This window comes from Roseateles agri, assembly GCF_034043675.1.
Lineage (GTDB): Bacteria > Pseudomonadota > Gammaproteobacteria > Burkholderiales > Burkholderiaceae_C > KK5.
Genome location: NZ_JAXCLA010000001.1, coordinates 627,486 through 652,490 on the forward strand (window position 1 = coordinate 627,486; position 25,005 = coordinate 652,490).

The window sequence follows — 25,005 nt, forward strand, 5'->3', positions numbered from 1 at the left end:
TTTTCGCGTGAAGCTGCATGGTATGTTTGCCCGCGACGCCACTGGGAGTACCCGATGAAAAAGACCCTTGCCCTGTTCGTTCCCTTTGCCTTGTCCGCAATCGGCGCCGCTGCGCAGGGTCGCATCGACCAGGTGCTGGTCTTCCCCGGCGGTGCCACCGTGGAGCGCCTCGTGCCGGTAAAGGCTGGCGCGCAGCAGCTGCGCGTCGCCTGCCTGCCGGCGCGCTTCGATGCCGATTCGCTGCAGATCCGGCCCGAGCCCGGCATCACGCTGGGCGAGATCAGCATCCAGACCGTCGACCGCGCCGCCGTGCCGGAGTGTGCGAACTCGCCGCTGGATGCGCGCATCCGCGAACTGCAGGACCAGATCGCCACCGTGGCCGCCGAGTCGGACGCCCAGGGCGTGGCGCTGGACGTGCTGCGCCGCGTGGTGCCGCCCACCGGCCAGTTGCCCGGCACGCTCGACACCGTCCGCAAGAACGGGCTCGACGCGCTCGCCAAGCAGCACCAGCTGGCCCGCCGCCGCGAGGATCTGGAGAAGCAGCTGGCCCCGCTCACAACCGAGCGCGACCGGCTCGTCGCCGCCAATCCGCAGGTGCGCACCGTGGCGGTCCGCATGGCCGCCACGAAAGACGCCGAACTGCACCTGAGCTACCGGCTGAGCCAGGCCGGCTGGGAGCCGGTCTACCGCGCCTATCTGGACACCGCCACCGGCGCCGTGCGCCTGGAGCGCCACGCCCAGGTGGCGCAGAGCAGCGGCGAGGACTGGAGCGGCGTCAAGCTGCGCCTGTCCACCGCGCAACCCCGCCAGGCCACGGGCATGACGCCGCCCTACCCGTGGACGCTGGACATCCTGCCGCCGGCCCAAGCCATGAGCTTCGCGCGAGCCGTACCGGCGCCGGTGATGGCCAAGGGCGCAAGGGCCGCGGAAGCTGGTGACGCAGCGCCGGCCGGCCCGAGCTTCGACCTCAGCGTCTTCGAAGGCGAGTTCGCCACCGAGTACGAGGTGCCCGGCCGCGCCACCGTCGCCGCCACCGGCGAGCGCATCGCCTACGCGCTCGGCAGCGTGCCGCTCGACGCGCGGGTGATGGCCCGCAGCAACCCGCAGGCCGAGGCGGCCGCCTACCTGGTGGCCGAGAGCGCACGGCCGGCCGGCGTGTGGCCCGCCGGTGCGCTGCAGCTCTATCGCGATGGCACCTTCGTCGGCCAGAGCCGCCTGAGCCTGGCCAACCTCGACAAGCTGGACCTGTACTTCGGCCGGGACGACATGGTCCGCGTGACGGTCGACCCCGAGGCCCGCAACGCCGCCACCACCGGCTTCATCGGCACCCGCGCCGAGCAGAAGATCGCCCACGTCTACAAGGTCGAGAACCTGCACCGCACGCCCTTCGCCGTGCAGGTGCTGGAAGCCTCGCCGGTGGCGCAGCATGAGGACATCAAGGTCACGGCGACGTTCGAGCCCAAGCCCACGGTGACCGAATGGCGCAAGGAGCCCGGCATCAACGCCTGGGAATTCACCTTGCAGCCCGGCGCCTCGCAGTCGCTGAAGGCGAACTACCTGATCAGCTACCCGAAGGACGCGCGTCTGGGAGGAATGCGCTGATCAGGTCCTGATCTCGCCCTGGCCGAGCACCACCCACTTCATCGAAGTCAGCCCGTCCAGGCCCACCGGGCCGCGGGCGTGGAATTTGTCGGTGGAGATGCCGATCTCGGCGCCGAGGCCGTATTCGAAGCCATCGGCGAAGCGGGTGCTGGCGTTGACCATCACGCTGGCCGAATCGACCTCGCGCAGGAAGCGCATCGCATTGGGGTGGTTGGTCGTCAGGATCGCATCGGTGTGATGCGAGCCGTAGCGGCCGATGTGGGCCATCGCCTCGTCCAGGCTGTCCACCACCTTGATGCTAATAACCGGCGCCAGGTACTCGGTACCCCAGTCCGCCTCGCTGGCCGGCACCGCGGCCGGCACCAGCGCCTGCGTGCGGCCGCAGCCACGCATCTCCACGCCCTTGGCCACGAAGATCTCGGCGATGCGCGGCAGGAAGGCGCGCGCCTGCGCCGCATGCACCAGCAGCGATTCGGTCGCGTTGCAGGGGCTGTACTTCTGCGTCTTCGCGTTGTCGACGATCACCAGCGCCTGCTCGATGTCCACCTCCGCATCGACGTAGCAGTGGCAGTTGCCATCCAGGTGCTTGATGACGGGCACCTTGGCCTCGCGGCTGATGCGCTCAATCAGGCCCTTGCCGCCGCGCGGGATGATCACGTCGACGAACTCCGGCATCGTGATCAGGAGGCCCACCGCCGCACGGTCGGTCGTGCCGATCAGTTGCACCGCCTCGCGCGGCAGGCCGGCCTCGGCCAGCGCGTCGCCGACGAGCACGGACAGCGCCAGGTTCGAATGGATGGCCTCGGAACCGCCACGCAGGATGCAGGCGTTGCCGCTCTTGATGGCCAGCGAGGCGGCCTCGATGGTCACGTTCGGCCGGCTCTCGTAGATCATGCCGAACACACCCAGCGGCACGCGCATCTGGCCCACGCTGATGCCGCTCGGCCGGCGCTTGACGCCGGTGATCTCGCCGACCGGATCGGGCATCGCGGCGATCTGCTCGCAGCCCTCGGCGACGGTGGCCAGCACCTTGGCCGTCAGCCGCAGCCGGTCGACCATCGGCGCCTCCAGGCCCGCGGCGATGGCGGCGTCCACGTCCTGCGCATTGGCCTTCTGCAAGGCCGGGCCGGCTTCGCGCAGGCGGCGCGCCAGCGCCAGCAGCGCCTGGTTCTTCGCCGCTGTCGGGGCGGCGGCCATCGCGGTGGCGGCGCGGCGCGCGGCGGCGCCGAGCGAGGTCATCGAGGCAGTCAGATCGTCAAGGCTATTCACGGCATTCATTCGGCCATTTTGACCGATGCGCCCGGGTTCAGCCGGCGGCACATTTGCGCACCGTATCCCAGGTGCGCGTCGTGATGTCCTTGCCGAAGGTCTTCTCGATCAAGGTCATGAAGACGGGGCTGTCGTCGCCGGGCTCGTAGGCGGAGAGGATCTCGCGGCCGCGCACGGCCAGGATGCTGGCCTTGCTCAGGGCCAGCGGCAGCTCGAGGGTAGCCGTCGGCTCGGCGCGCAGGAAGCTCACCACGCGCTTGGCCTGCGCCGGCAGCTTGAATTCGGCGAAGGGGTCGGCGTCCAGCAATTCCTGCAGCTCCGCGACCGGCCGCACGATCGTGTAGAAGCCGCGGCCGAGGTGCTGCTGCATCGCCGCCTCCAGCTTCTTCTCCAGCGCCGCATCGGCGGTCTTGCGCGCCGTGTCGAAGGCGACGTTGCCGCTGGACAGCAGAGTCTTCACATTGGCATAACCCGCAGCCTCGACGCAGGCCTTCAGCTCGGCCATCTTGCAGTTCATCGGGCTGACGCCGCGCAGCAAGGCCACGTATCTCGGCATGGATCAGGCCTCCGAATCGAGCGCGGCGGCCCAGGCGCGCGTCACCTCACCGGCATCGCCCGCACGCGCCAGCGCCGCGGCCTGGCCCGACCACAGCGACATGAAGTCGCCCGAGCCGCGCGCTTCTGACGGCGCGCGCAGGGGCGTCAGCGCGCCGCCGGCCAGCGGGAAGGCGGGCGCAGCGTCCGACAGAGGGCCGAGTTCGCGCATCAACCGGTTGACGACGCTGCGTGCCGGGCGGCCACTGAACAGGTTCGTCAGCGCGGTGACTTCGACGCGCTCGCGGTCCTGCAGGGCCGCGCGGTGCGGCGCCGAGACCTTGGCCTGCGGGCTCAGCAGGTAGGCCGTGCCGATCTGCACGCCGGCCGCGCCGAGCGCCAGCGCCGCGCGAATGCCGCGCTCGTCGGCGATGCCGCCGGCCGCGATCACCGGCAGGCCGCCGGCCGCGTCCACCACCTGCGGCACCAGCGCGAAGGTGCCGATCTGCGAATAGACCTCGTCGCGCAGGAAGACGCCGCGGTGGCCGCCGGCCTCGCTGCCCTGCGCGATCACCGCGTCCACGCCACGCGCGGCCAGCCAGCGTGCCTCGGCTGGCGTCGTCGCCGAGGCCAGCACCTTGGCACCGGCGGCCTTCACGCGCGCCAGTAGCGCCGGCTCCGGCAGGCCGAAATGGAAGCTCACCACCTCGGGCCGCAGTTCCTCGACCAGCACACAGGCGGCGGCGTCGAAGGGGTTGCGATTGGAGACGGGGATCGGCCCCTCGGGGTCGACGCCCAGCTCCAGGTAGTAGGGCCGCAGCCGCAGCCGCCAGGCCTGCTCGCGTGCCTCGTCGGGCGCCGGCGTCGTGTGGCAGAAGAAGTTCAGGTTGAGCGGCTGGCCGGGCGCCAGGCGCCGGAACTGCGCCACCTCCTCGCGCACCTGCTCGGGCTTCAGCAGCGCGCAGGGCACGGCACCCAGCCCGCCAGCGGCGGCGACCGCCACGGCCAATTCATGGCCCTGCGCGCCGGCCATCGGCGCCTGCAGGATCGGATGCGCGATGCCCAGCAGGCCGCGCAAGGGCGAGTCACGCCATGCTTTCATCGGTACTTCCTTTTTCTTTCAGCTGACCGTCTGGAACGCGAGTTCGAAGCTGAACACGCTGCCCCGGCCCGGCTCGCTCTGCACGCGCAGCTGGCCGTCCATCAGCCGCACCAGTTGCTGGCTGATCGACAGCCCCAGGCCCGTGCCGCCCTGGCGGCGTGCCTCGTCGGACACCTGCTCGAAGGGCTGGAACAGGCGCGCCATCTGGATCGAGTCCATGCCGATGCCGCTGTCGCGCACCTCGAAGTGCAGCCGCGTGTTGCCGGGCTGCTGCGCCTGCACGCGCACCGCGAGCACAACCTCGCCGTGGTCGGTGAACTTGACCGCGTTGGACAGCAGGTTCAGCAGCACCTGCCGCACGCGCTGGCCGTCCGCCACGAGCCGGTAGGGCAGCTCCGGGTCCAGGTCGACGCCGAAGCGCAGCAGCTTCTGCTCGGCCCGCAGCCGCACCGCGTCGCAGACCGCGTCCAGCAGCGCATGCAGGTCCAGCGGCGCCGGCTGCAGCCGCACCTTGCCGGCCTCGATGCTGGCCATGTCCAGCACGTCGGAGATCAGGCTCAGCAGATGCTCGCCCGAATCGCGGATCAACCGCACCTTGCCCTGCTGCGTGCCGCCGAGGCTGTCGTCCATCTGCAGCAGCTGCGAGAAGCCGAGAATCGCGTTCAGCGGCGTGCGGAACTCGTGGCTCATCGTTGCGAGGAAGCGGCTCTTGCTCTGGTTGGCCTCTTCCGCGCGCTGCTTCGCGCGGGTCAGCTCCTGCGTGCGGCCGGCCACCAGTTCCTCCAGGTGGTCGCGGTGGCGCGTCAGCTCCTGCTCGGCCAGGCGGCGCTGGGTGATGTCGGTCAGCATGCCCTCGACCCGCAGGCCCTGGCCATCCGCCGCCGGCACGATGTGGGCGGACAGCTCCACCCACAGCTGCCGCCCTTCGCGCGTGGCGATCAGCACCGGCACCTGTTGCAGCAGCCGGTGCCGGATCAGCGCCCGTGCAATGCGCTTGAACTCGGGCCCTTCGAGCTGCACGATGCGCCGCAGCCGCGTCGCCAGGCCCAGCGCCTGCGCGGGGCTGGCGAAGCCCAGCATCGAGGCCATCCTGCGGTTCAGTCCGATCAGGCGGCCGCGGCCATTGGCCTGGAAGATGCCTTCGGTGGCGTTCTCGAACAGGCTGCGGTAGCGCTCCTCGCTGCGCCGCAGGTCCTGCGAGGAATCGCGCAGCTGCGCGCTCATCGTGTTGAACTGCTGGGCCAGCACGCCCAGCTCGTCCGTGCGCTCGACCGGCACGCTCGCACCGAGGTCGCCGCCCGCCACCGCCTGCGCCATCTTGCCCAGCGCCACCACCGGCTGGCAGATCAGCTTGTTGACGAGCACATAACTCGTTACCAGGACGGCAAGCAGCACGGCCGCCAGCAGCCCGGCGACGAAGTCCCGCGTGCGCGCGACGCGCTCCACCACCTGCGCCTGCGTGTAGACCAGCCGCGCCCGGGCCACCGGCGCGCTGTCGGCGCCGGGCACCTCGCCCTCGTGCTGGATGTCGAACTCGCGCACCACCGGCTCGACCGGCGGCGTCTCCCGCGCGCGCTGCATCGGCGGCACCTTCAAGCCTGTGCTGCGGATCTCGATCGACTGGACCTCCGGATCGGCCATCACGGCGTCGAGCAGGCTGTCTATCGCCGAGGCATCGAGGTTCCAGACCGGCCCGGCGAAGCCCCGCGCGACCAGGCCCGCCATCTGGGCCTGGCGATGCTGCAAGGCCTCGCTCTGCTCGCGCGCCTCGAAGCTCACCCAGTACCAGCCGATGGCCGACACGAGCACGCTCGCCACCAAAGCAATGCCGATCATCAGACGCGCCTGAATACCAAACCTGACCGGCGCGGGCATCACCATGCTGCTCTTCCTCTCCTATTTCTCGCGAGGGCAGCATAAATGAAACAGAACGAAGCCTAAGCACGGGTGGACCCCTGGTCACGCGACGGCCAGCTTGTGCCAGCGCCACGGCAAGGCCGCCGGCTGGCGCACGCCGCCGAGCACGCGCAGCCGCACGCTGGGTTGCTCGCCGTCCAGGCGCAGCTCGGCCTGCGCCGCCACCTGCAGCAAGGTGCCGTCGTGGTGGTCCAGCCACAGCAGGCCGGCGGCCGGATTGACGCTGAGGTTGCCCATGGTCATGAAGAAGCGATTGCCGGGATAGTCGGGCAGGACCAGCACAAGCCCGTCGGCCTCGGGCTCGATGGCGACGAAACCGGGCGGGCCGCCGCGGTGCGACACGTCGACGCCCTCGCTGCGCTCGTCGGCATCGGGCCGGGCCGAGGCGCTGGCGATGAACAGCGTGTCGCTGCGACGGATCAGCGCCAGCGCGGCTTCGTCGAGCTGCGGCCCGAGAAGCTGCACCGGCTGCGGCACGGCGGCGAGGCGCTCCGGCTCGCGCGGCACGATGTACTTGGGGCAGTTGCCGAAGCTCTGCCGCACGGCGATCTCCAGCGCCCCGCCCTCCGGCCAGCGCTCGACGACGCCGTTCATCCGGTTGCGTCGGCGCGTGTGCGGCTCCAGGCCCAGCAGACCGACCGGCGCGCCTTCGTGCAGGCCGGCCAGTGCCGGATCGCCGGCGCGGCGTGCCGCGTCGATCCGCATCCGCCGCGCATCGGGCGTCGTCACGAAGCCCGGCGGCCCGGCCAGCATCGTCGCCCAGGGCTGGCCCGCCTCGTCCAGCGCACCGAGCAACAGGGTCGGCAGCTTGCCGAACAGCTCGCGGTGCTGGTCGGGCATGTGGTCGCGCACCACCTGCGGGCCGATCGCCGCCATCCGCTCGCGCAGGCCCACGCGTGCCTGCATCGCCTGCTCGCCGGCGTGGAAGCTGGCACCGGCGGTCATGACACGAGCCTCGATGGCAGAGGGATGAAGCCGGGCAGCGCCTCGATGCGCGTCAGCCAGGCGCGCACGGCCGGATAGTCGTCCAGCGCGATGCCGCCGATGCCGGCCTGCGAGTTGTAGCTGTACAGCGCGATGTCGGCCAGGGTCGGCGCGTCGCCGCCCAGCAGCCAGGGCGTGGCAGCGAGCTGCGCCTCCATCAGCGCCAGCAGCCGATGGCCTTCGCTGCGGTTTTCGTCGGTGACCGGGCGGCCGATCAGCGCCGAGTAGCGCGCCGTGGCCGTGCCGTAGTCCAGCAGGCTGGCGGCCAGCGAGAACCAGCGCTGCAGCCGCGCGGCGGCCACCGGATCCTCGGGCAGCCAGGCCGAGCCCGGCGCGTAGCGGCGCACCAGGTAGACCAGGATCGCATTGCTGTCGGCCAGCGCGGTGTCGCCGTCCTCCAGCACGGGCACCTGGCCCAGCGGGTTCAGCGCCAGGAAGGCCGGCTGACGCTGTTCGCCGGCCCGCAGGTTCACCTCGACGTTCTCGTAGGGCAGGCCCAGCAGGCTCAACATCAGCTCGACCCGGTGGCAGTGGCCGGAAATGAAGGCGCGGTACAGGCGCAGCGGCTGGGCGGGGCTAACTTCGACGTTCATCTGACGCTCCTCGATTCGATTGCGTTCACGATAGCTATTGCCAGATTCGGTTGGAATATCGAAAGTCGGCCTTTCAGAATTCCTCCAGGCGAAACAGTTCAATGGACCATCTCGACACGCTGCGCGCCTTCGTCGCCATCGCCGACCTGCAGGGCTTCGCCGCGGCGGCGCGCCGCCTGGGTGTGTCGCCGCCGGCGATCACGCGGGCGATCGGCGCGCTGGAGAAGCGGCTGGGCGTGGTGCTGCTCTTGCGCAGCACGCGCACGGTGCGGCTCAGCGAGGCCGGCGAACGTTTCCTGGCCGACTGCCGGCGCATCCTGGCGGACCTGGACGAGGCCGAAGCCGCCGCTGCCGATGGCCAGGCGCGCGGCTGGCTGGCCGTGACGGCGCCGCAGATGTTCGGCCGGCTGCACGTGGCGCCGGTGGTGCTGGATTTCCTGCGCGCGCAGCCGCAGGTGCAGGTGCGCACGCTGTTCGCCGATCGGGTCGTGCATCTGCTGGACGAGGGCATCGACGTGGCGCTGCGCATCGCGCATTTGCCGGACTCGGGGCTGACGGCGCTGCCGGTCGGCGCGCTGCGGCGCGTCGTCGTCGCGTCGCCGGAATATCTGGCAGCGCACGGCGAGCCGCGCACGCCGCAGGATCTGGCATCCCACCGTGCCATCGCCTACGCGCAGGACGGCCTGAACCCATCACCCTGGCGCCTGCGCGATGGCCAGCTCGGCCATCCACGGATCGACTGGATCACCAACAACAACGAGGTCTCCATCGCCGCCGCCGTGGCCGGCCATGGGCTGACGCGCTGCCTGATCTACCAGGCCGCAGCCGACCTGCGGGCCGGCCGGCTGCGCACCGTGCTCGACGAGCACACGCTGCCGCCGGTGCCGGTGCACCTGGTCTACCCGGCGGGGCGGCGAGCGCCGGCCAAGGTGCGGGCCTTCATCGAGTTCGCACGCGAGCGGCTCGCCGCGGAGCCGGTGCTGCGCGGCGAGCTCTGATCAGGCCTTGGCGGTCTTCTTGGCAGCGGCCTTCTTCGCCGGCGGCGCGCCCTTGGCCGGGCGCGGCTCGAACTCGAACACAACCTTGCCTTCCTTCTTGTCGTAGGTGAGGAAGGCCTTGAACTTGCGCCGCGTCTTGTTGGAGACGAAGTTCTCCAGCAGGTCGGTCTTGCCGGTGCTCAGCAGCTTCTGCACCTGCTCCGGCTCGACCGGCTGCTGCAGGATGATCTTGCCGCTCTTGAAGTCGCAGGTGATCTTGTCGCCGACCGCGTGTTCGCAGACGTAGTTGCTGCCGAAATCGTAGACCTTGCCGCCGCACTTGGGGCAATGGCCCAGCGAGGTCTGGCCGCTGAAATCGACCGGCTCGCCGTCGTTCTCGGCCTTCTTCGCGTCTTCGCCGAAATCGAACTCGAGCTTCCAATTCTTGATCTCGTCGTCGAACACCAGGGCCAGCTCGGCGGTGAAGGGCCAACCCGCCTTGGAGCGGAAGCCTTCCAGCGGGCCGATCTTCTTGTCGTGCAGCAGCGCCTCCACCTCGGGCAGCTCGAAGCTGCGGCCGGCGGGAATCTTGCCGATGCTGAAGCCGCAGGCGTCGGAGCCGTCGGCATGCTTGCCCATGCAGGTGAAGCGGCGGTAGTTCTCCTTGACCACGCCGCCGCAGTTCGGGCAGGGCGTCTTCAGGGTCGCGTAGTCGCCCGGGATCGTGTCGCGGTCGTAGCTCTTGGCCTTCTGCACGATGCGCTCGGTCATCGACGCGATATTGGCCATGAAGGCGTCGCGGTCGAGGCGCCCCTTCTCCATCTCGGCCAGCTGGTGCTCCCAGTTGCCGGTCAGCTCGGGCTTGGTGAGGTCCTCGACGTCCAGGCCGCGCAGCAAGGTCATCAGCTGGAAGGCCTTGGCCGTGGGGATCAGCTCGCGGCCTTCGCGCAGCATGTACTTCTCGGTGATCAGGCCTTCGATCGTGGCGGCGCGGGTGGCTGGCGTGCCCAGGCCCTTCTCGCCCATCGCTTCGCGCAGCTCGTCGTCCTCGACCAGCTTGCCGGCGCCTTCCATCGCGGAGAGCAAGGTCGCTTCGGTGTAGCGGGCCGGCGGCTTGGTGGCCAGGCCCTTCACGTCCACGCTCTCGGTGCGCACCAGCTCGCCCGGTGCCACCGGCACGAGGTTGGCGTCGTCGTCCTGTTCTTCCTTGCCGTAGACGGCCAGCCAGCCGGCCTTCACGAGCACCTTGCCGTTGGTCTGGAAGCTGTGCTCGCCGACCTTGCTGATGCGGGTGGTGACGAGGAATTCCGCCGGCGGGAAGAACACGGCCAGGAAGCGCTTGACGACCATGTCGTACAGCTTGGCCTCGATCTCGGTCAGGCTCTTGGGCGCCTGCAAGGTCGGGATGATCGCGAAGTGGTCCGAGACCTTGGCGTTGTCGAAGACCTTCTTGGTCGGCTTGACGTAGCCGTTCTTGACCGAGGTCTTGGCATGCGCGCTCAGTTCGCGCAGCGGGCCGGGCATGTCTTCCTTGGCCAGCATCTCGGTCGTCTGCTTCGCGACAGCGAGGTAGTCCTCGGGCAGGAAGCGCGAGTCGGTGCGCGGATAGGTCAGCACCTTGTGCTTCTCGTACAGCGCCTGGGCGATCGACAGCGTTGTCTTGGCCGAGAAGCCGAAGCGCGAGTTGGCCTCGCGCTGCAAGGTGGTCAGGTCATAGAGGCCGCCGCAGGAACTGGTCGTGGGCTTGCTCTCTTCGGTGACGACGGCCGGCTGGCCCAGCACGGCCTTGGCAATCGCCTGGGCGTCGGCCTCGTTCCAGATCCGATCGGCGCGCGCCTCGGCGTCGTCGCCCTTCTTCCACTTCGGGTCGAACCACTTGCCTTCGTAGAGGCCCGCCTGGGCGTCGAAGGTGCCGCGCACTTCCCAGTAGTCGCGCGCCACGTGCTTGCGGATCTTCTCCTCGCGCTCGACGACGATGGACAAGGTGGGCGTCTGCACGCGGCCGACGGTGGTCAGGAAGAAACCGCCGTCGCGCGAGTTGAAGGCCGTCATCGCCCGCGTGCCGTTGATGCCGACCAGCCAGTCGGCCTCCGAGCGGCAACGCGCCGCGTCGGCCAGCGGCAGCATCTGCTTGTCGGAGCGCAGCTTGTCGAAGCCGTCGCGGATCGCCTGCGGCGTCATCGACTGCAGCCACAGCCGCTGCACCGGCTTGTCCAGCTTGCCCTTGGCCGGCTGCGCGTACTGCAGGATCAGCCGGAAGATCAGCTCGCCCTCGCGGCCCGCGTCGCAGGCGTTGATCAGGGCGGTGACGTCCTTGCGGCGGATCAGCTTCACCAGCGCGTTGAGCCGGCCCTTGCTCTTGTCGATCGGGTTCAGATCGAAGTGCGGCGGGATCACCGGCAGGTTCGCGAAGCTCCACTTGCCGCGCTTGACGTCGAACTCCTCCGGCGCCTTGATTTCCACCAGATGGCCGACCGCCGAGCTCACGACGTACGCGTCGTTCTCGAAATACTCGTCGTGCTTGTCGAACTTGCCCGTGCCGGGCTGCAAGGCCCGCACGATGTCCTGCGCCACCGAAGGCTTCTCGGCAATGATCAGTGTCTTGCTCATATCGATCGACTAATTTCCAACAGGTCCCTGCCTACAATCCGCCTCGCGCACGCACATACGTACGCGCGCGCACCCATGAATTCAATGTAACCACAACTTCCGATGACGCCCAAAAAGCCCGCCGACCGCAAGACGCCCCCGACGACGAAGCAGACGCCGGGCAAGGCGGGTGCCGGCCGCCGCATCCAGGTCCGCCGCTCGGGCGTGCATGGACGCGGCGTCTTCGCGGTGGCGCCGATCGCGGCCGGCGACACGCTGATCGAGTACGTCGGCGAACGCATCAGCTGGGACGAGGCGATGGACCGCCATCCGCACGATCCCAAGCAGCCCAACCATACCTTCTACTTCCACGTCGACACCGGCGAGGTGATCGACGCACTACACGGCGGCAACAGCTCGCGCTGGATCAACCACAGCTGCGACCCCAACTGCGAGGCCGACGAGGTCGACGGCCGCGTCTTCATCAAGGCGCTGGCCGACCTCTCGCCCGGCGAAGAACTGTTCTACGACTACGGCCTTGTCATCGACGAGCGCTACACGCCGAAGCTCAAAAAGGAGTTCGCCTGCTACTGTGGCAGCGCAAACTGCAGGGGCACGATGCTGGCCCCAAAGCGTCGGTGATGGAGCGCGGATGAAGCCTTTGAACAGCGGCGTTAGCATCGACCCCTACCAAGACAAGCCATCGCTCATGGACACCCCGCAGAACTGGAAGGTCGAAGCGCTGTGGCAGCAGCTCTCGCCGCTGTTGCCGGGCGTCAGCATCGAGGTCGTCGCGCGCACCGAATCCACGAACACCGCACTGCTGGAGCGGGTGCGCAAGGAGTCGCGCGGGGAGAACCAGGCCTACGGCCGCCGCTCGCACGACATGCAGCCCTGCCTGCTCGTCGCCGAACACCAGACGCAGGGCCGCGGCCGCATGGGCCGCCCCTGGGTTTCCGCGCCCAGCGCCTCGCTCACCTTCTCGCTGGGCGTCGCGCTGGACATGGACGACTGGTCCGGCCTGTCGCTGGCCGTCGGCTGCGCCGTCGCCGACGCGCTGGAGCCGTTGGCCGAAGGCCAGGCGCCGCGCCTGCAGCTGAAGTGGCCCAACGACATCTGGCTGGTCAACGAAGCCGGCGGCCGCAAGCTCGGCGGCATCCTGATCGAGACGGTGCCAGCCGGCGCGCAGCGCATGGCGATCGTCGGCATCGGCCTGAACATCAGCGAGCAGGCGGCCGTCGCGCCGCACGAGGGCATGGGCGCGCCGGTGTTCAGCACCGGCTTCGCGGCCCTCAGCGAGTTCTATCCGCCCGATGCTCCGGCGCCGACGGCGCCCGACGTGCTCGCCCGCATCGCGCCGGCGCTGGCCCAGGCCCTGCACGACTTCCCGCAGGCCGGCTTCGCGCCCTGGCAGGCTGCCTATGCGCGGCGTGACCTGACGCTGGACCGCGCGGTCAGCGCCGGCACGCTGGAAGGCATCTCGCGCGGCGTCGACGCCGGCGGCAACCTGCAGGTCGAGACGGCCGGCGGGGTCGTGCAGCCGGTCAGCGGCGGCGAGGTCAGCGTGCGCCTGGCCGGCAGCAAAGCCTGACCCCCCACGATGCTGCGCACGCTCGTCGTCCTGCTCGTCGTCGTCAACGCCCTCTTCTTCGGCTGGACCCGTGGCTGGCTGGACAGCGTCGTCGGCGTCAAAGCCAGCGGCGACAGCGAGCCCGAGCGCCAGGCGCGCCAGCTCCACCCCGAACGCATCCAGATCCTCGGCGCCCAGGCCGCCGCCGCGCTGCAACAGCGCAGCTGCCTTGAATACGCCGGCGCGCTGGACAACGAGGCCGCGCTGCAGGCCGCGCAGGCGGCGCTTGGCAAGGTAGGCGTGACGAACGCCGCCGCCAGCACCAGCGACCTGCCGGGCCAATGGGTCGTCGCCACGATCAAGCTCGGCACGAAGGACTTCCGCGACCGCAAGGAAGAGACCTACAAGCGCCTGCACATCGCCTTCGAGCCGCTGACCGGCGTGGCCGCCGACGAACTGCCCTCGCTCGTGCTGGGCCGCTACGCCAGCGCCGGCGCCGCCCAGGCCGCGCTGGACGGCTTCGAGGCACGGGCACTGAAGGGGCTGCGGGTGATGCAGTTGCAGGCACCGGCCAAGCACTACGGCCTGCAGATCGCGGAGGCCGACGGTGCGCTGCAGGCGCGTCTGAAGGCCGCTGCGGCGAAGGATCCGGCGCTGGCGGGTGGCTTCAAGGCTTGTACCGCCACGACCGGAACCGCCGCGGCCGCCTCATCGGCGGCCAGCGGCAACTAGAACCGGCTCAGGCAGCCGCCCTGCGGCGCAGGGCCACGCAGGCGACGGCCAGCAAGGCGAGCCAGGCGGCGCTGAATGCACCACCACCGCCGCCACTGCTGCTGCCCGTCGTCGTGGACGTCGGCAGACTCTCCGCGACCGTGATCGTCCCCTGCGCCGTGTAGCTGGCGCCGAGGTTGTCGGTCGCCTGGACCTGCACAACGATCGTGCCGGCAGCCGAGGTGGCCAGGGTCGCGACCGTCGAGCTGGCATTCGTCAACGTGCCGGTGCCGCTGACCACCGTCCAGCTGGCGCTGGCGATCGAACGGCCCGTGCCCAGCGTGCCGCTGCCGATGCTCAAGCTCACCGAGGTGCCGGCGGTGGGGCTGGCCGTCGACGGGCTCACGCTGATCGTCCCGCTCGGGTCGGCCGCGCTGACAGTGATCGTCGCCTGGCCGGAGTGCGTGAAGCCGAGGTTGTCCGTGACCGTGGCCTGCGCGACGACGGTGCCGACGCCGTTCGTCGTGATCGTCGCCGTGCTCGCGCTGGCGCCCGAGGTGATGGTGGCCGGCCCGCTGACGATGGTCCAGGCGGTACTTGCCGCCGTCACGCCGCTGGACAGGCTGCTGGCAGCACTCAGGGTGGCCGTGGCACCAGCCTTCACCGTCGTCGGCGAGGCGGTCGCCGTGACCGTGCCGCTGCCGGCCGACTGCGCCAGCGCGACCGCCTTCGCGGCGTCCAGCATGCCGGCGCCGCAGGTGCTGGTCGTGCAATAGCACTCGTCCTGCGTGGCGCTGGTCGGAGCGTGGCAGGCAGGGATGCCGGCCGTGGCGCCGCTCGTCACGAAGCTTCGAGCCGTGCTCTGCAGGATGCTCTTGACCTGCGTCGGGGTCAGCGAGGAATTGGCCGAGAGCATCAGCGCCACGGTGCCGGCCACCAGCGGGGTCGAGAAGCTCGTGCCGACCGATGCGGTGGTGCCGGTGTAGCCGTTGGTGCCCGGCGTGGTTGTGCCTTGATTGACGGTGCTCTGGATCGTGTAGATGCAGTCGCCGGTCGCGTTGCCGTTTGCATCCACGTTGACGCAGTTGCCGCCCGGCGCGGCGATCGCCACGTTGGAACCGAGGCTGGAGAAGCCCACCTTGCTGCCTGCATGGCGCAGGCCGGCGACGGTGATCACGCCGCTGCAACTGCCGGGAATACCGAGCCCCAGGCCTTCGCTGTTACCGGCGGCCACGACGATGGTCGTGCCGGCCGCGGTCACCTGGCTGATCGTGCCCGGATAGGTGCCGGAGCCGCTGCCTGTGCAGGTCTCGGCCGAGGAACTGCCGAGGCTCATGTTGATGACCTTGGCCTTGTTCGGGTTCGTCGGCGTGCCCGGTACGGCGATGCCCGCGGCCCACAGCATGCCGGCCATGATGTCGGAGTCGTAGCCGCCGCATTTGCCGAGCACGCGCACCGGCAGGATCATCGAGCCCCAGGACACGCCGGCCATGCCGGTGCCGTTGTTGATGGCCGCGCCGATCAGGCCGGAAACGCGGGTGCCGTGCCAGGAGCTGTTGCTGATGTCGTCGCTGGTGCAACTGCTGCCGAGCTTGCCGATATCGCTCTGGGCGACCCAATCGCCCGGGTCGGAAGCATCGCCATCGGCGCCATTGCCGTCGTTGGCCGCAGCGATCGAGGCCGAGCTGCCGCTCTCGCCGTAGCCGATGAAGTCGTAGCCCACGTAGCCGCTGGGGAAGTTCGTCGTGTCCGTGGTGGCGATGAACTTGCTCGTCAGGTCCGGATGGTCGAAGCGCACGCCGGTGTCGACCACCGCGACGACGACCGAGCTCGCGCCGGTCGTGACATCCCAGGCGCCGGGGACGTTGATGCTGGACACCACGTCGGTGGTCGGGGCCTTCAGGTACCACTGGTCCAGCGTACGCAGCGAGACGCCGCTGCCGTTCACGGTGACCGGAGCGATCGTCGCGCCGCCGTAGATCGGGTCGTTGGGCACCGCCGCGGCGCCGCGCTTGCGCAGCGTGTCGACGGCGACGAATTCGACCTCGCCGTCAGCGGCCAGCTGGGTCGCCAGTGCCGCCGAGCTGATGCCCTTCACCATCACGACCTGCGTGCGGTCGTCCAGCGCGCGGCCACCGTGGATCTGCGAGTCGGCCGTGGCCGTCTTCACCAGCCCTCGGCGCAGGCCCAGTGCCCGCGCGCGGGTCTGCGCGATGTCCTTGACCTCGGCGCGGGACATCGCCCGCGTCATCGTGTGAGCCTTCACCGAATCCGCGCCGGCCTTGAAGCGGACGATCACGCGGCCGACTTCGTCGCTGCTGCTCGTTGTGCTCGTGTCGGCAGCGACAGCCGCTGGAAGGAGCTGTACGCCGGTAGCCAGCAAGGCAGCCAGACCCAGTGCGAATGAAGAAATGCGTCGTCCCATAAGCTCTTACCTCGGCGGTGTCTTGTCGGCGGATCATCGCCGGGCGCCGATGAGTTTAGGTGTTAGCCCCAGACACACGCGGTAAAGAATCAGACAAAGAAACGGGCAGTTCCATCAAATAGACACGGACCATGAAAAAGGGCCTGCTCACGCAGGCCCTCTCTTGCAGGTCAGTCGACGGTCAGTCAGGCCTTGGCCACGACGCGAACCATCTCCAGCACCTTGTTCGAGTAGCCCCACTCGTTGTCGTACCAGGACACGAGCTTGACGAAGGTACCGTCCAGCGCAATGCCGGCATCGGCGTCGAAGATCGAGGTGCGCGGGTCGCCACGGAAGTCGGTCGCGACGACCTTGTCTTCCGTGTAGCCCAGCACGCCCTTCAGCGCACCCTCGGACTGCGCCTTGAACTCGGCGCAAATTTCCTTGTAGCTGGCTTCGTTGACCAGCTCGACGGTCAGGTCGACGACCGACACGTCGGAAGTCGGCACGCGGAAGCTCATGCCGGTCAGCTTCTTGTTCAGCTCGGGAATCACCACGCCGACAGCCTTGGCCGCGCCGGTGCTCGACGGGATGATGTTCTCCAGGATGCCGCGGCCGCCGCGCCAGTCCTTGTTGCTCGGGCCGTCCACGGTCTTCTGCGTGGCGGTGGTGGCGTGCACCGTTGTCATCAGGCCGCGCTTGATGCCCCACTTGTCGTTCAGCACCTTGGCCAGCGGGGCCAAGCAGTTGGTCGTGCACGAAGCGTTGGAGATGATGGCTTGGCCGACGTAGGTCTTGTCGTTGACGCCGAAGACGAACATCGGCGTGTCGTCCTTGGACGGGGCCGACATGATGACCTTCTTCGCACCCGCGGCCAGGTGCTTCTCGCCGCCGGCCTTGTCGAGGAACAGGCCCGTCGATTCGACGACGATGTCGGCACCGACCTCGCCCCACTTCAACTCGGCCGGATCCTTCACGGCGGTCAGGCGGATGCGCTTGCCGTTGACGATCAGCGTCTGGCCGTCCACCGACACCTCGCCGTCGAAGCGGCCGTGCACGGAGTCGTGCTTGAGCATGTAGGCCAGGTAGTCCGGCTCCAGCAAGTCGTTGATGCCGACGACTTCAACGTCCTTGAAGTTCGCGATGGCAGCACGGAACACCATGCGGCCGATACGGCCGAAGCCGTTGATACCGATCTTGATCGTCATGAGAGAGTCTCCAGGCTATGAAAAGTCAGACTGCGGCGCGCCGCCCGGGGCGAAGCCGGAAGGATATCGATTTGCGGTTACACGGGTGGATCAAGCAAACGCCGGACCACACCCGCACCGCGGGCAATCAGCGCTTCTTCGGCGCCTTCAGCTTCGCCACACCCAGCGCCACCTTGACGGTGTCGACGACGTTCTCGACCGTGAAGCCGAAGTACTTGAACAGCACCGGGGCCGGGGCGGATTCGCCGAAGGTGTCGATGCCGACGACGGCAGCGCAGCCGTACTTCCACCAACCGTCGCTGACGCCCATTTCTACAGCGACGCGCGGCAGGCCAGCGGGCAGCACGCTTTGCTTGTACTTGGCGTCCTGGCGGTCGAACACGCTGGTCGACGGCATCGAGACGACGCGCACGTGGATGCCTTGTTCGGCCAGCGCGGCCTGGGCGGACAGGGCCAGTTGCACTTCGGAGCCGGTGGCGATGATCACGCCCTTGGCCTTCTTGGCGGGCTCGCGCAGCACGTAGCCGCCCTTGCTGATCTCGTCGAGCTGCAGCTTGTTCGCGTAGGGCAGGTTCTGACGGCTCAGCGCCAGCGCGCTCGGGCGCGATGCATTGCTCAAAGCCATCGTCCAGGCCACGGCGGTTTCGGCCGTGTCGGCCGGGCGCCAGACGTCCAGGCCCGGGATCAGGCGCAGGCTAGCGACGTGTTCGATCGACTGGTGCGTCGGGCCGTCTTCGCCCAGGCCGATCGAGTCATGGGTGAACACGTGGATGACACGTTGCTTCATCAGCGCGGCCATGCGGATGGCGTTGCGGCTGTAGTCGCTGAAGGTCAGGAAGGTGCCGCCGTAGGGGATGTAGCCGCCGTGCAGCGCGATGCCGTTCATGATCGCGGCCATGCCGAACTCGCGCACGCCGTAGTTGATGTGGCGGCCGCCGTTCGGCGTGCCGTCGGCTTCCAGGCGGAAGGGCGTGGCGGCCTTGGTGTTGGTCAGGTTGGAGCCGGTCAGGTCGGCGCTGCCGCCGAGCATCTCGGGCAGCTTGGCGGTGAAGTGCTCCAGCGCGAGCTGGCTGGCCTTGCGGGTGGCGACGGTCTCGGCCTTGGTGTGGGCTTCGATCACCGCGTCGACGGCGACCTGGGCGAAGTCCTTCGGCAGCACGCCGGCCATGCGGCGCTGGAACTCGGCGGCCTGCTCGGGGAAGGCGGCGGCGTAGGCGTCGAAGCGGGTGTCCCACTCGCCTTCGGCGGCGGCGCCGGCGGCCTTGGCGTCCCAGTCGGCATAGACCTCGGCCGGCACGACGAAGGGCTCGTAGGGCCAGCCCAGCGCCTCGCGGGTCAGCTTGATCTCGTCGGCGCCCAGTGCTTCGCCGTGCGCCTTGGCGGTGCCGGCGCGGTTCGGCGAGCCCTTGCCGATGGTGGTCTTGGCGATGATGATCGTCGGCTTGTCGGTGCTGGTCTTGGCCTGCGCGATGGCGGCATCGACGGCGTCGACGTCATGGCCGTCGATCGGGCCGATCACGTTCCAGCCGTAGGCGTCGAAGCGCTTGGCGGTGTCGTCGATGAACCAGGGCGCGACCTTGCCGTCGATCGAGATGCCGTTGTCGTCGTAGACGGCGACCAGCTTGTTCAGCTTCCAGGCGCCGGCCAGCGCGCAGGCCTCGTGGCTGATGCCTTCCATCAGGCAGCCGTCACCCATGAACACGTAGGTGTGGTGGTCGACGATGGCGTGGCCGTCGCGGTTGAATTCCTTGGCCAGCATCTTCTCGGCCAGCGCCAGGCCGACGGCGTTCGTCAGGCCCTGGCCCAGCGGGCCGGTGGTCGTCTCGACGCCCGGGGTGATGCCCACTTCCGGGTGACCTGGCGTCTTGCTGTGCAGCTGGCGGAAATTCTTCAGCTCGCCGATCGGCAGGTCATAGCCGGTCAGATGCAGCAGCGCGTACAGCAGCATCGAGCCGTGGCCGTTGGACAGCACGAAGCGGTCGCGGTCGGCCCAGTGCGGGTTCGTCGGGTTGTGGCGCAGGTGGCGGCCCCACAGCGCGACGGCGATGTCGGCCATGCCCATCGGGGCGCCGGGGTGGCCGGAGTTGGCCTGCTGCACGGCATCCATCGCCAGCGCGCGGATGGCATTTGCCATCAAGGAGGTGGAGGTCGGTGCGGCGACGACGGCGGCGGTGTCAGACATGGTGGGCTGCTGGAGTTGCGAAGGACGAAACGAGGGATTTTACTTGGCTGACAAGTCCCGGTATTTCTGCCCCGGACGGGTGGCGCGGACGCTACGGATTAGCACCGATTCAGCGCCGTTCCGCGTCCAGGGCAGAATGACTTCGCTTCCCGGACCCGTCCCCCCTCCCTCCTCTTCCTCCTTATCCAATGACGGTCATCGCCGACAAGGCCAAGTTGTCCGCGGCCCTGCCCTGGTGGCTGTTGGGCGGCGCGGTGCTGGCCGCGGCGGATCTTGCGGCCCTGCTGCTGGCGCCGGCCTGGGCGCCCGCGCTGCACGGGCTGACCCTGCTGGCCGGCGCGCTGATCGCCGTGCAGCTCTGGCGCGCGCAGCAGCGCGGCTGGGCCGATGCGCAGGCCGAACTGGCACAGACGCATCAGGCGCTGGCGCAGGCACGCGCCGAGGCCCAGCAGGAACGACAGCTGCTGGAGCGCGCGGTCGACGTGCTGCCGGTCGGCCTCGAGATCTACGACGAACAGGACCGCCTGTTGCTGGCCAACCGCCGCGCTCGCGACTGGTTCCCTGCGGTCGATTTCGACATCGCCAAGCGCCCCACTTTCGAACAGCTGCTGCGCCAGAGCTTCGAGGCCGGTGAGCAGCCGCTGGACGCGCAGCAGACCGATGTCGAAACCTGGATGCAGGCCCGGATCGCCCAGCACGGCCAGAGCGACCTGCCGCTGCTGCAGCAATGGGCGGACGGCTTCGCGCTGATGATCCACGAGCGCCGCACGGCGGAGGGTTATCTGGTGTGCGCGCGGCTCGACGTGACCGAGCTGGTGGCCAAGGAGCGCGCGCTGCAGACCAGCCAGGCGCAGCTGCAGGCCATCATCGGCACGGCGGGCGTGGCGATCCTGACGCTGGACACCAACGGTCGCATCGGCAGCGCCAATCCGACGACCGAACGGATGCTCGGCTACACGAACGAGGAGCTGCTGGACCAGGACGTCGGCGTGCTGATGGGCGAGACCTCGCGCCGCCTGCTGCGGCAGGACGTGCAGGCCTACATCAGCGCGGAAGACCGTGAACTGCTGGGCCGCCCGCGCGAGGTCGAGGTCCGGCACAAGTCCGGCCGCGCATTGACGGTGCAGCTGGCGCTGGCCGAGGTGAACGCGCCCGCCAGCGCACCGGTCGATCCGGCGTCCCTCGAAGGCGAGACGCGGCCGGCACCGCTGGACGACGATGAAGAGTACGCCAGCACCCCGCGCTTCTTCGTCGCCGTGCTGACCGACATCACCGAGCGCAAGCGCTTCGAGGTGGAGCTGCAGCACGCCAACGAGCAGCTGCTGCGCCTGTCGACGACCGACTCGCTCACCGAGCTGGCCAACCGCCGCCTGCTGATGAACCGGCTCGAGGACGAGTGGCGCCGCGCGCTGCGCTCCAGCGAGCCGCTGTCGGTGCTGCTGATCGACGTGGACTTCTTCAAGCTCTACAACGACCACAACGGCCACCCGGCCGGCGACGCCTGCCTGCAGACGGTGGCCGACGTGCTGAGGATCTGCGCCAACCGCCCCAGCGACCTGGCCGCTCGTTACGGCGGCGAAGAGTTCGTGCTGCTGCTGCCGCACACCGACGAGGGCGGCGCGCAGAACGTGGCCATGCGCGTGATGCAGAAGCTGCGCGAGGCCGCCGTGCCGCACGACGTGTCGCCGCAGGGGCCGTTCATCACCGTCAGCATCGGCATCGTCAGCGGCCAGGCCAGCAGCCACAGCTCGGCCGCGAACTGGCTGGCGCAGGCCGACCTGGCGCTCTACCAGGCCAAGGCCCAGGGTCGCAACCGGCTCGTGACCGCGCCCGGGTACTGAGCGGCATGTCCTTCACCGCACTGACGCTGCACACGCCCCGCCTGCTGCTGCGCCCGACCGTCCCGGACGATGCACCCGCACTGCTGGAGATCAATGCCGACGCGCAGGTGGCACGCTACCTGAGCCGGCCCGCCTGGACCGAACTCGCGCAGGCCGAGGCACGCATCGCGCAGGACGCCGCGGACATGGCGGCCGGCACGCACCTCCGGCTGGCGATCGTGCATGAAGGCCGCTTCGTCGGCGACTGCACGCTATTCGACTGGTCGCGCCAATGCCGCCGCGCCGAGATCGGCTATGTACTGGGCCGCGCGGCCTGGGGCCGGGGTTTGATGAACGAGGCGCTGACGGCCTTGATCGACTTCGGCTTCAGCCCGGCGATGGCGCTGAACCGCATCGAGGCGGACATCGATCCGCGCAACGACGGTTCGGCCAAGGTGCTGGAGCGCCTCGGCTTCACGCGCGAGGGCTTGCTGCGGGAGCGCTGGATCGTCGCCGGCGAAGTCTCCGACAGCGCTCTTTACGGCCTGCTGCAAGCCGAGTGGTCGCAGCAGGCGCGCAGATAACGCCCCAGCCGGTTACTTATTTCGCCAGCGGCTTGCAGATCGCGTCGATGCGCGCTAGCACCTCGGGCGTCAGCTTCGGCGTCAGGGCGAGCGCGCCGAGGTTGTCCTGCAACTGGCTCAGCTTGCTGGCGCCGAGGATCACGGTGGACACGCGCGGATTGCGGTTGACCCAGGCGATCGCCAGCTGCGCGACATTGCCGCCCAGCTCGGCGGCGATCTTCTCCAGCTCGGCCACCGCTTCGTTCTTCGCCTTGTCCTGCAGCGCGTCGCGCATCCAGCTCATCGATTCCAGCGAGCCGCGGCTGCCGGCCGGGATGCCGCTCTTGTACTTGCCGGTGAGCAGGCCCGAAGCCAGCGGGCTCCAGGTCGTCAGGCCCAGGCCCGTGTCCTCGTAGAGGCGCGCGTATTCGTTCTCGACACGGCTGCGGTGGAACAGGTGGTACTGCGGCTGTTCCATCACCGGCTTGTGCAGCGAGTGCTTGTCAGCGATCTCCCAGGCGGCGCGGATGTCGGCGGCCGACCATTCGCTGGTGCCCCAGTACAGCGCCTTGCCCTGCGTGATCATGTCGCTCATCGCGCGGACGGTCTCCTCGACCGGCGTGTTCGCATCGGGGCGGTGGCAGTAGACGAGGTCGATGAAGTCCAGCTGCATGCGCTTCAGCGAACCGTCGATCGCCTGCATCAGGTACTTGCGATTGAGCGTGTTGCGGCGGTTCGTGTCGGTGTTGCTCGTGCGCTCCAGACCCCAGAAGAACTTGGTCGAGACGACGTAATCGAGCCGGTTCCACTTCAGCGCCTTGAAGGCCTCGCCCATCACGACTTCGCTCTCGCCCTGGGCATAAACCTCGGCGTTGTCGAAGAAGTTCACGCCCGCGTCGAAGGCGGCCGCCAGCATCTCGGTGGCGGACTTGGTGTCCACCTGGTTGTGATAGGTGACCCAGGAGCCCAGGGACAGTTCGGAAACCTGCAGGCCGCTGCGGCCCAGACGACGGTATTGCATGGTGTTGCTCTTGCCTCCAATGAACGAAGGCGGCAGCTTAGCGCCAGCGCAAAGCTTGTGCAGCGCGGTGACAATGCATCGCCATGCGCACAACGACGCTCCCGACCACCCTTCCGACCGCTCCGCTGAGGCTCGCCGTTATCGGCGCCGGCCCCGCCGGGCTGACGCTGGCCCTGCAGGCCGCTCGTGCGCTGCCCGAGGCGCAGATCTGCCTGTTCGACGCCCGGCCGCTGGAGCGCGACGTCTCCGCCGATCCGCGCACCTTGGCGCTGAGCCTGGGCAGCGTGCAACTGCTGCGTCGGCTGGGCGCCTGGAACGACGCCGCCGCGCAGGCGATCGCGCGGGTCCACGTCAGCCAGGCGCCGCCGACCTTGTCGCACCCGCTGTTCGGCGCCGCCGGAGAGCCGGAGGTGACGATCGACGCCTTCGAGCAAGGCGTGCCGCTGCTCGGCGCAGTGCTCGCCTATGGCCAGCTCGTCGCGCCGCTGCAGGCCGCGTGGCTGGCTGCATCGGCGCGGGAGCCGCAGCGCCTGCTCACACGCTTCGGTGCGCCGGTCTCGGCAATCAAGCCGCTCGACGGAGGCGTGGAGATCGATGCCGGCATTGCCGAGGGTTTCGACCTCGCCGTGGTCGCCGAAGGCGGCGTGTTCTCCGAGCAGGCGCGCAAGGCGGTGACGCACGACTACCAGCAGAACGCCTGGGTCGGCACGGTGACCTTGGCGGACGACAGCCCGGCCGGCGTTGCCTACGAGCGATTCACCCGCAACGGCCCGCTGGCGCTACTGCCGCTGCAGCCTCGCGAGGGCCAGAAGCGCGCAGCCTTGATCTGGTGCGTGCCGCAGGACGAGGACGATGTCGCCACGCTGGACGACGCGCAGCGCCTGGCGGTGATCCAGACGCTGCTACCGCCCGGTGTCGGCCGCCTGCGCGCGATCGGGCCATTGAAATGCTTCCCGCTGGGCCTGAACGCCGAACGAACTTTGGTGGAGGGCCGCACGGTGCGTATCGGCAATGCCGCGCAGACCTTGCACCCGGTCGCCGGCCAGGGCCTGAACCTGGGCTTGCGCGATGCGTTCTCGCTGGTGGAGGCGCTGCGCCGCGCCGGGCCCGAAGGCGTGGACGCCGCGCTGCGCCGCGTCGAATGGCAGCGCGCGCCCGACCGCTGGACGATGATCGCCGCGACCGACTTCCTCGCCCGCAGCTTCGCCTGGCGCTGGCCGGGCCTGCCGGCCGCGCGTGGACTGGGACTAGCGGCCCTGCAGAAGCTGCCGCCGGTCAAGCGCGCCTTGGCCCGCCAGATGATGTTTGGCAGGCGTTAGGGCGTTGGCGTTCAACCCTGCTGGCGACGCCTCAGCATCGTGACGGCGCCCAGGCCCAGGGCCAGCAGCAAGGCGCTGGTCGGCTCAGGCACGGCCGTGGTGACGGCCATCTGGTAGGCGAGTCCGTTCGGGCTCACGCCGTAGATGCTGCTGTACGTCGACTGGCCGGCGACGCCGGGGGCCGTCAGGTCGCCAGACCAGGCCCATTCGACCGCGTTGGGCGAAGTCGCCTCGATCTCGACCCAGTAGGTCGTGTTCGCAGCCAGCGCGAACGGTGCGGACGGCGTGAACGAGTAGCGGCCGAAGGCGTCGGCGGAGATGCCGGCGCTGGACAGCACGCCCAGGCTCAGCAGTTCGGCGCCGGGACCGTTGGCGCTGTCGGCATGCAGGCTCACGCGCAGGTCGCCGACGACCGAGGTGCTGTCGTTCTTCAGCAGCGCGGTGATGCCAGCCAGCGAAACGCCGCCGTCGGCGCCGGTCGTGAACGAGTTGGCCAGCGGGCCGAAGCTGAGGATCGGGTCCGAGCCCTCCTGGGCGGAGCCCAGGTTGTCGTACAGAGATGCGGCGCCGGCGTGGACGCCTGCCGCGGTCAGCAGGGCCATGACGCTCAGCTTGAGTGCGAAGTTTTTCATTTTCAGTG

At 69.2% G+C, this 25,005-nt stretch carries 20 protein-coding genes; 8 read left to right on the top strand and 12 right to left on the bottom strand.

Annotation, left to right across the window (positions count from 1 at the left end):
• Nucleotides 1-54 precede the first annotated feature (54 nt).
• A complete protein-coding gene (locus SNE35_RS02785) occupies nt 55-1,602 on the top strand; it encodes a DUF4139 domain-containing protein (protein ID WP_320421292.1) in 1,548 nt (515 codons plus the stop codon).
• On the opposite strand, the gene SNE35_RS02790 is transcribed toward SNE35_RS02785, so the two are convergent.
• The 6 genes from SNE35_RS02790 to SNE35_RS02815 all read right to left on the bottom strand — a co-directional run bounded on the left by SNE35_RS02790 (nt 1,603) and on the right by SNE35_RS02815 (nt 8,001).
• The gene (locus tag SNE35_RS02790; RefSeq protein ID WP_320421294.1) at nt 1,603-2,880 is read right to left on the bottom strand and encodes a glutamate-5-semialdehyde dehydrogenase; all 1,278 of its coding nucleotides are present in this window, start codon (nt 2,878-2,880) and stop codon (nt 1,603-1,605) included. It abuts the gene before it with no gap.
• A 28-nt stretch (nt 2,881-2,908) separates the two neighbouring features.
• Nucleotides 2,909-3,427 (bottom strand): DUF1697 domain-containing protein, encoded by a 519-nt coding sequence (locus SNE35_RS02795; RefSeq protein WP_320421295.1) that lies wholly within the window; start codon nt 3,425-3,427, stop codon nt 2,909-2,911.
• A gap of 3 nt (nt 3,428-3,430) precedes the next feature.
• A complete protein-coding gene (locus tag SNE35_RS02800) occupies nt 3,431-4,507 on the bottom strand; it encodes an NAD(P)H-dependent flavin oxidoreductase (protein ID WP_320421296.1) in 1,077 nt (358 codons plus the stop codon).
• Between the two features lie 18 nt (nt 4,508-4,525).
• Entirely contained in the window at nt 4,526-6,343 is a 1,818-nt protein-coding gene (locus SNE35_RS02805) for an ATP-binding protein (RefSeq protein ID WP_320421297.1), read from the bottom strand.
• 123 nt (nt 6,344-6,466) lie between these two features.
• Nucleotides 6,467-7,369: a pyridoxamine 5'-phosphate oxidase family protein gene (locus tag SNE35_RS02810; RefSeq protein ID WP_320421298.1), complete on the bottom strand. Its 903-nt coding sequence runs from the start codon at nt 7,367-7,369 to the stop codon at nt 6,467-6,469.
• The gene (locus SNE35_RS02815; RefSeq protein ID WP_320421299.1) at nt 7,366-8,001 is read right to left on the bottom strand and encodes a glutathione S-transferase family protein; all 636 of its coding nucleotides are present in this window, start codon (nt 7,999-8,001) and stop codon (nt 7,366-7,368) included. The genes SNE35_RS02810 and SNE35_RS02815 overlap by 4 nt, the downstream gene beginning before the upstream one ends.
• Before the next feature lie 101 nt (nt 8,002-8,102).
• Here SNE35_RS02815 and SNE35_RS02820 point away from each other — a divergent pair, with 101 nt between their 5' ends.
• Entirely contained in the window at nt 8,103-8,999 is an 897-nt protein-coding gene (locus SNE35_RS02820; RefSeq protein ID WP_320421301.1) for a LysR family transcriptional regulator, read from the top strand.
• Here the strand turns inward: SNE35_RS02820 and SNE35_RS02825 are convergent, their stop codons facing one another.
• Nucleotides 9,000-11,588, bottom strand: coding sequence for a DNA topoisomerase III (locus SNE35_RS02825; RefSeq protein ID WP_320421303.1), 2,589 nt, complete (start codon nt 11,586-11,588; stop codon nt 9,000-9,002).
• A 102-nt stretch (nt 11,589-11,690) separates the two neighbouring features.
• Between SNE35_RS02825 and SNE35_RS02830 the strand changes: the two genes are divergently transcribed.
• The 3 genes from SNE35_RS02830 (at nt 11,691) to SNE35_RS02840 (ending at nt 13,869) form a co-directional block, all read left to right on the top strand.
• Nucleotides 11,691-12,209: an SET domain-containing protein gene (locus tag SNE35_RS02830; protein ID WP_320421304.1), complete on the top strand. Its 519-nt coding sequence runs from the start codon at nt 11,691-11,693 to the stop codon at nt 12,207-12,209.
• 67 nt (nt 12,210-12,276) lie between these two features.
• A complete protein-coding gene (locus SNE35_RS02835; protein ID WP_320421305.1) occupies nt 12,277-13,158 on the top strand; it encodes a biotin--[acetyl-CoA-carboxylase] ligase in 882 nt (293 codons plus the stop codon).
• Nucleotides 13,159-13,167: 9 nt separating this feature from the next.
• Nucleotides 13,168-13,869, top strand: a complete 702-nt coding sequence (locus tag SNE35_RS02840) for a hypothetical protein (protein WP_320421306.1) — start codon at nt 13,168-13,170, stop codon at nt 13,867-13,869.
• Between the two features lie 7 nt (nt 13,870-13,876).
• Here the strand turns inward: SNE35_RS02840 and SNE35_RS02845 are convergent, their stop codons facing one another.
• The 3 genes from SNE35_RS02845 to tkt all read right to left on the bottom strand — a co-directional run bounded on the left by SNE35_RS02845 (nt 13,877) and on the right by tkt (nt 19,642).
• Nucleotides 13,877-16,273 carry a S8 family serine peptidase gene (locus SNE35_RS02845; RefSeq protein WP_320421307.1) on the bottom strand — a complete coding sequence of 799 codons (2,397 nt, stop codon included), beginning with the start codon at nt 16,271-16,273 and terminating at the stop codon, nt 13,877-13,879.
• A gap of 185 nt (nt 16,274-16,458) precedes the next feature.
• Nucleotides 16,459-17,460, bottom strand: coding sequence for a type I glyceraldehyde-3-phosphate dehydrogenase (gap, locus tag SNE35_RS02850; protein WP_320421308.1), 1,002 nt, complete (start codon nt 17,458-17,460; stop codon nt 16,459-16,461).
• 127 nt (nt 17,461-17,587) lie between these two features.
• Nucleotides 17,588-19,642: a transketolase gene (gene tkt / locus SNE35_RS02855; RefSeq protein WP_320421309.1), complete on the bottom strand. Its 2,055-nt coding sequence runs from the start codon at nt 19,640-19,642 to the stop codon at nt 17,588-17,590.
• Between the two features lie 188 nt (nt 19,643-19,830).
• On the opposite strand from tkt, the gene SNE35_RS02860 reads away from it, so the two are divergent.
• Both SNE35_RS02860 and SNE35_RS02865 read left to right on the top strand, forming a co-directional pair.
• Nucleotides 19,831-21,483: a diguanylate cyclase domain-containing protein gene (locus tag SNE35_RS02860; protein ID WP_320421310.1), complete on the top strand. Its 1,653-nt coding sequence runs from the start codon at nt 19,831-19,833 to the stop codon at nt 21,481-21,483.
• A gap of 5 nt (nt 21,484-21,488) precedes the next feature.
• On the top strand, nt 21,489-22,046 hold the full coding sequence (locus tag SNE35_RS02865) for a GNAT family N-acetyltransferase (protein WP_320421311.1): 558 nt from the start codon (nt 21,489-21,491) through the stop codon (nt 22,044-22,046).
• A 16-nt stretch (nt 22,047-22,062) separates the two neighbouring features.
• On the opposite strand, the gene SNE35_RS02870 is transcribed toward SNE35_RS02865, so the two are convergent.
• Nucleotides 22,063-23,046 carry a potassium channel beta subunit family protein gene (locus SNE35_RS02870; protein WP_320421312.1) on the bottom strand — a complete coding sequence of 328 codons (984 nt, stop codon included), beginning with the start codon at nt 23,044-23,046 and terminating at the stop codon, nt 22,063-22,065.
• A gap of 83 nt (nt 23,047-23,129) precedes the next feature.
• On the opposite strand from SNE35_RS02870, the gene SNE35_RS02875 reads away from it, so the two are divergent.
• A complete protein-coding gene (locus SNE35_RS02875; protein WP_320421314.1) occupies nt 23,130-24,365 on the top strand; it encodes an FAD-dependent monooxygenase in 1,236 nt (411 codons plus the stop codon).
• A gap of 11 nt (nt 24,366-24,376) precedes the next feature.
• On the opposite strand, the gene SNE35_RS02880 is transcribed toward SNE35_RS02875, so the two are convergent.
• Nucleotides 24,377-24,997 carry a choice-of-anchor R domain-containing protein gene (locus SNE35_RS02880; RefSeq protein WP_320421316.1) on the bottom strand — a complete coding sequence of 207 codons (621 nt, stop codon included), beginning with the start codon at nt 24,995-24,997 and terminating at the stop codon, nt 24,377-24,379.
• Nucleotides 24,998-25,005: the final 8 nt, after the last annotated feature.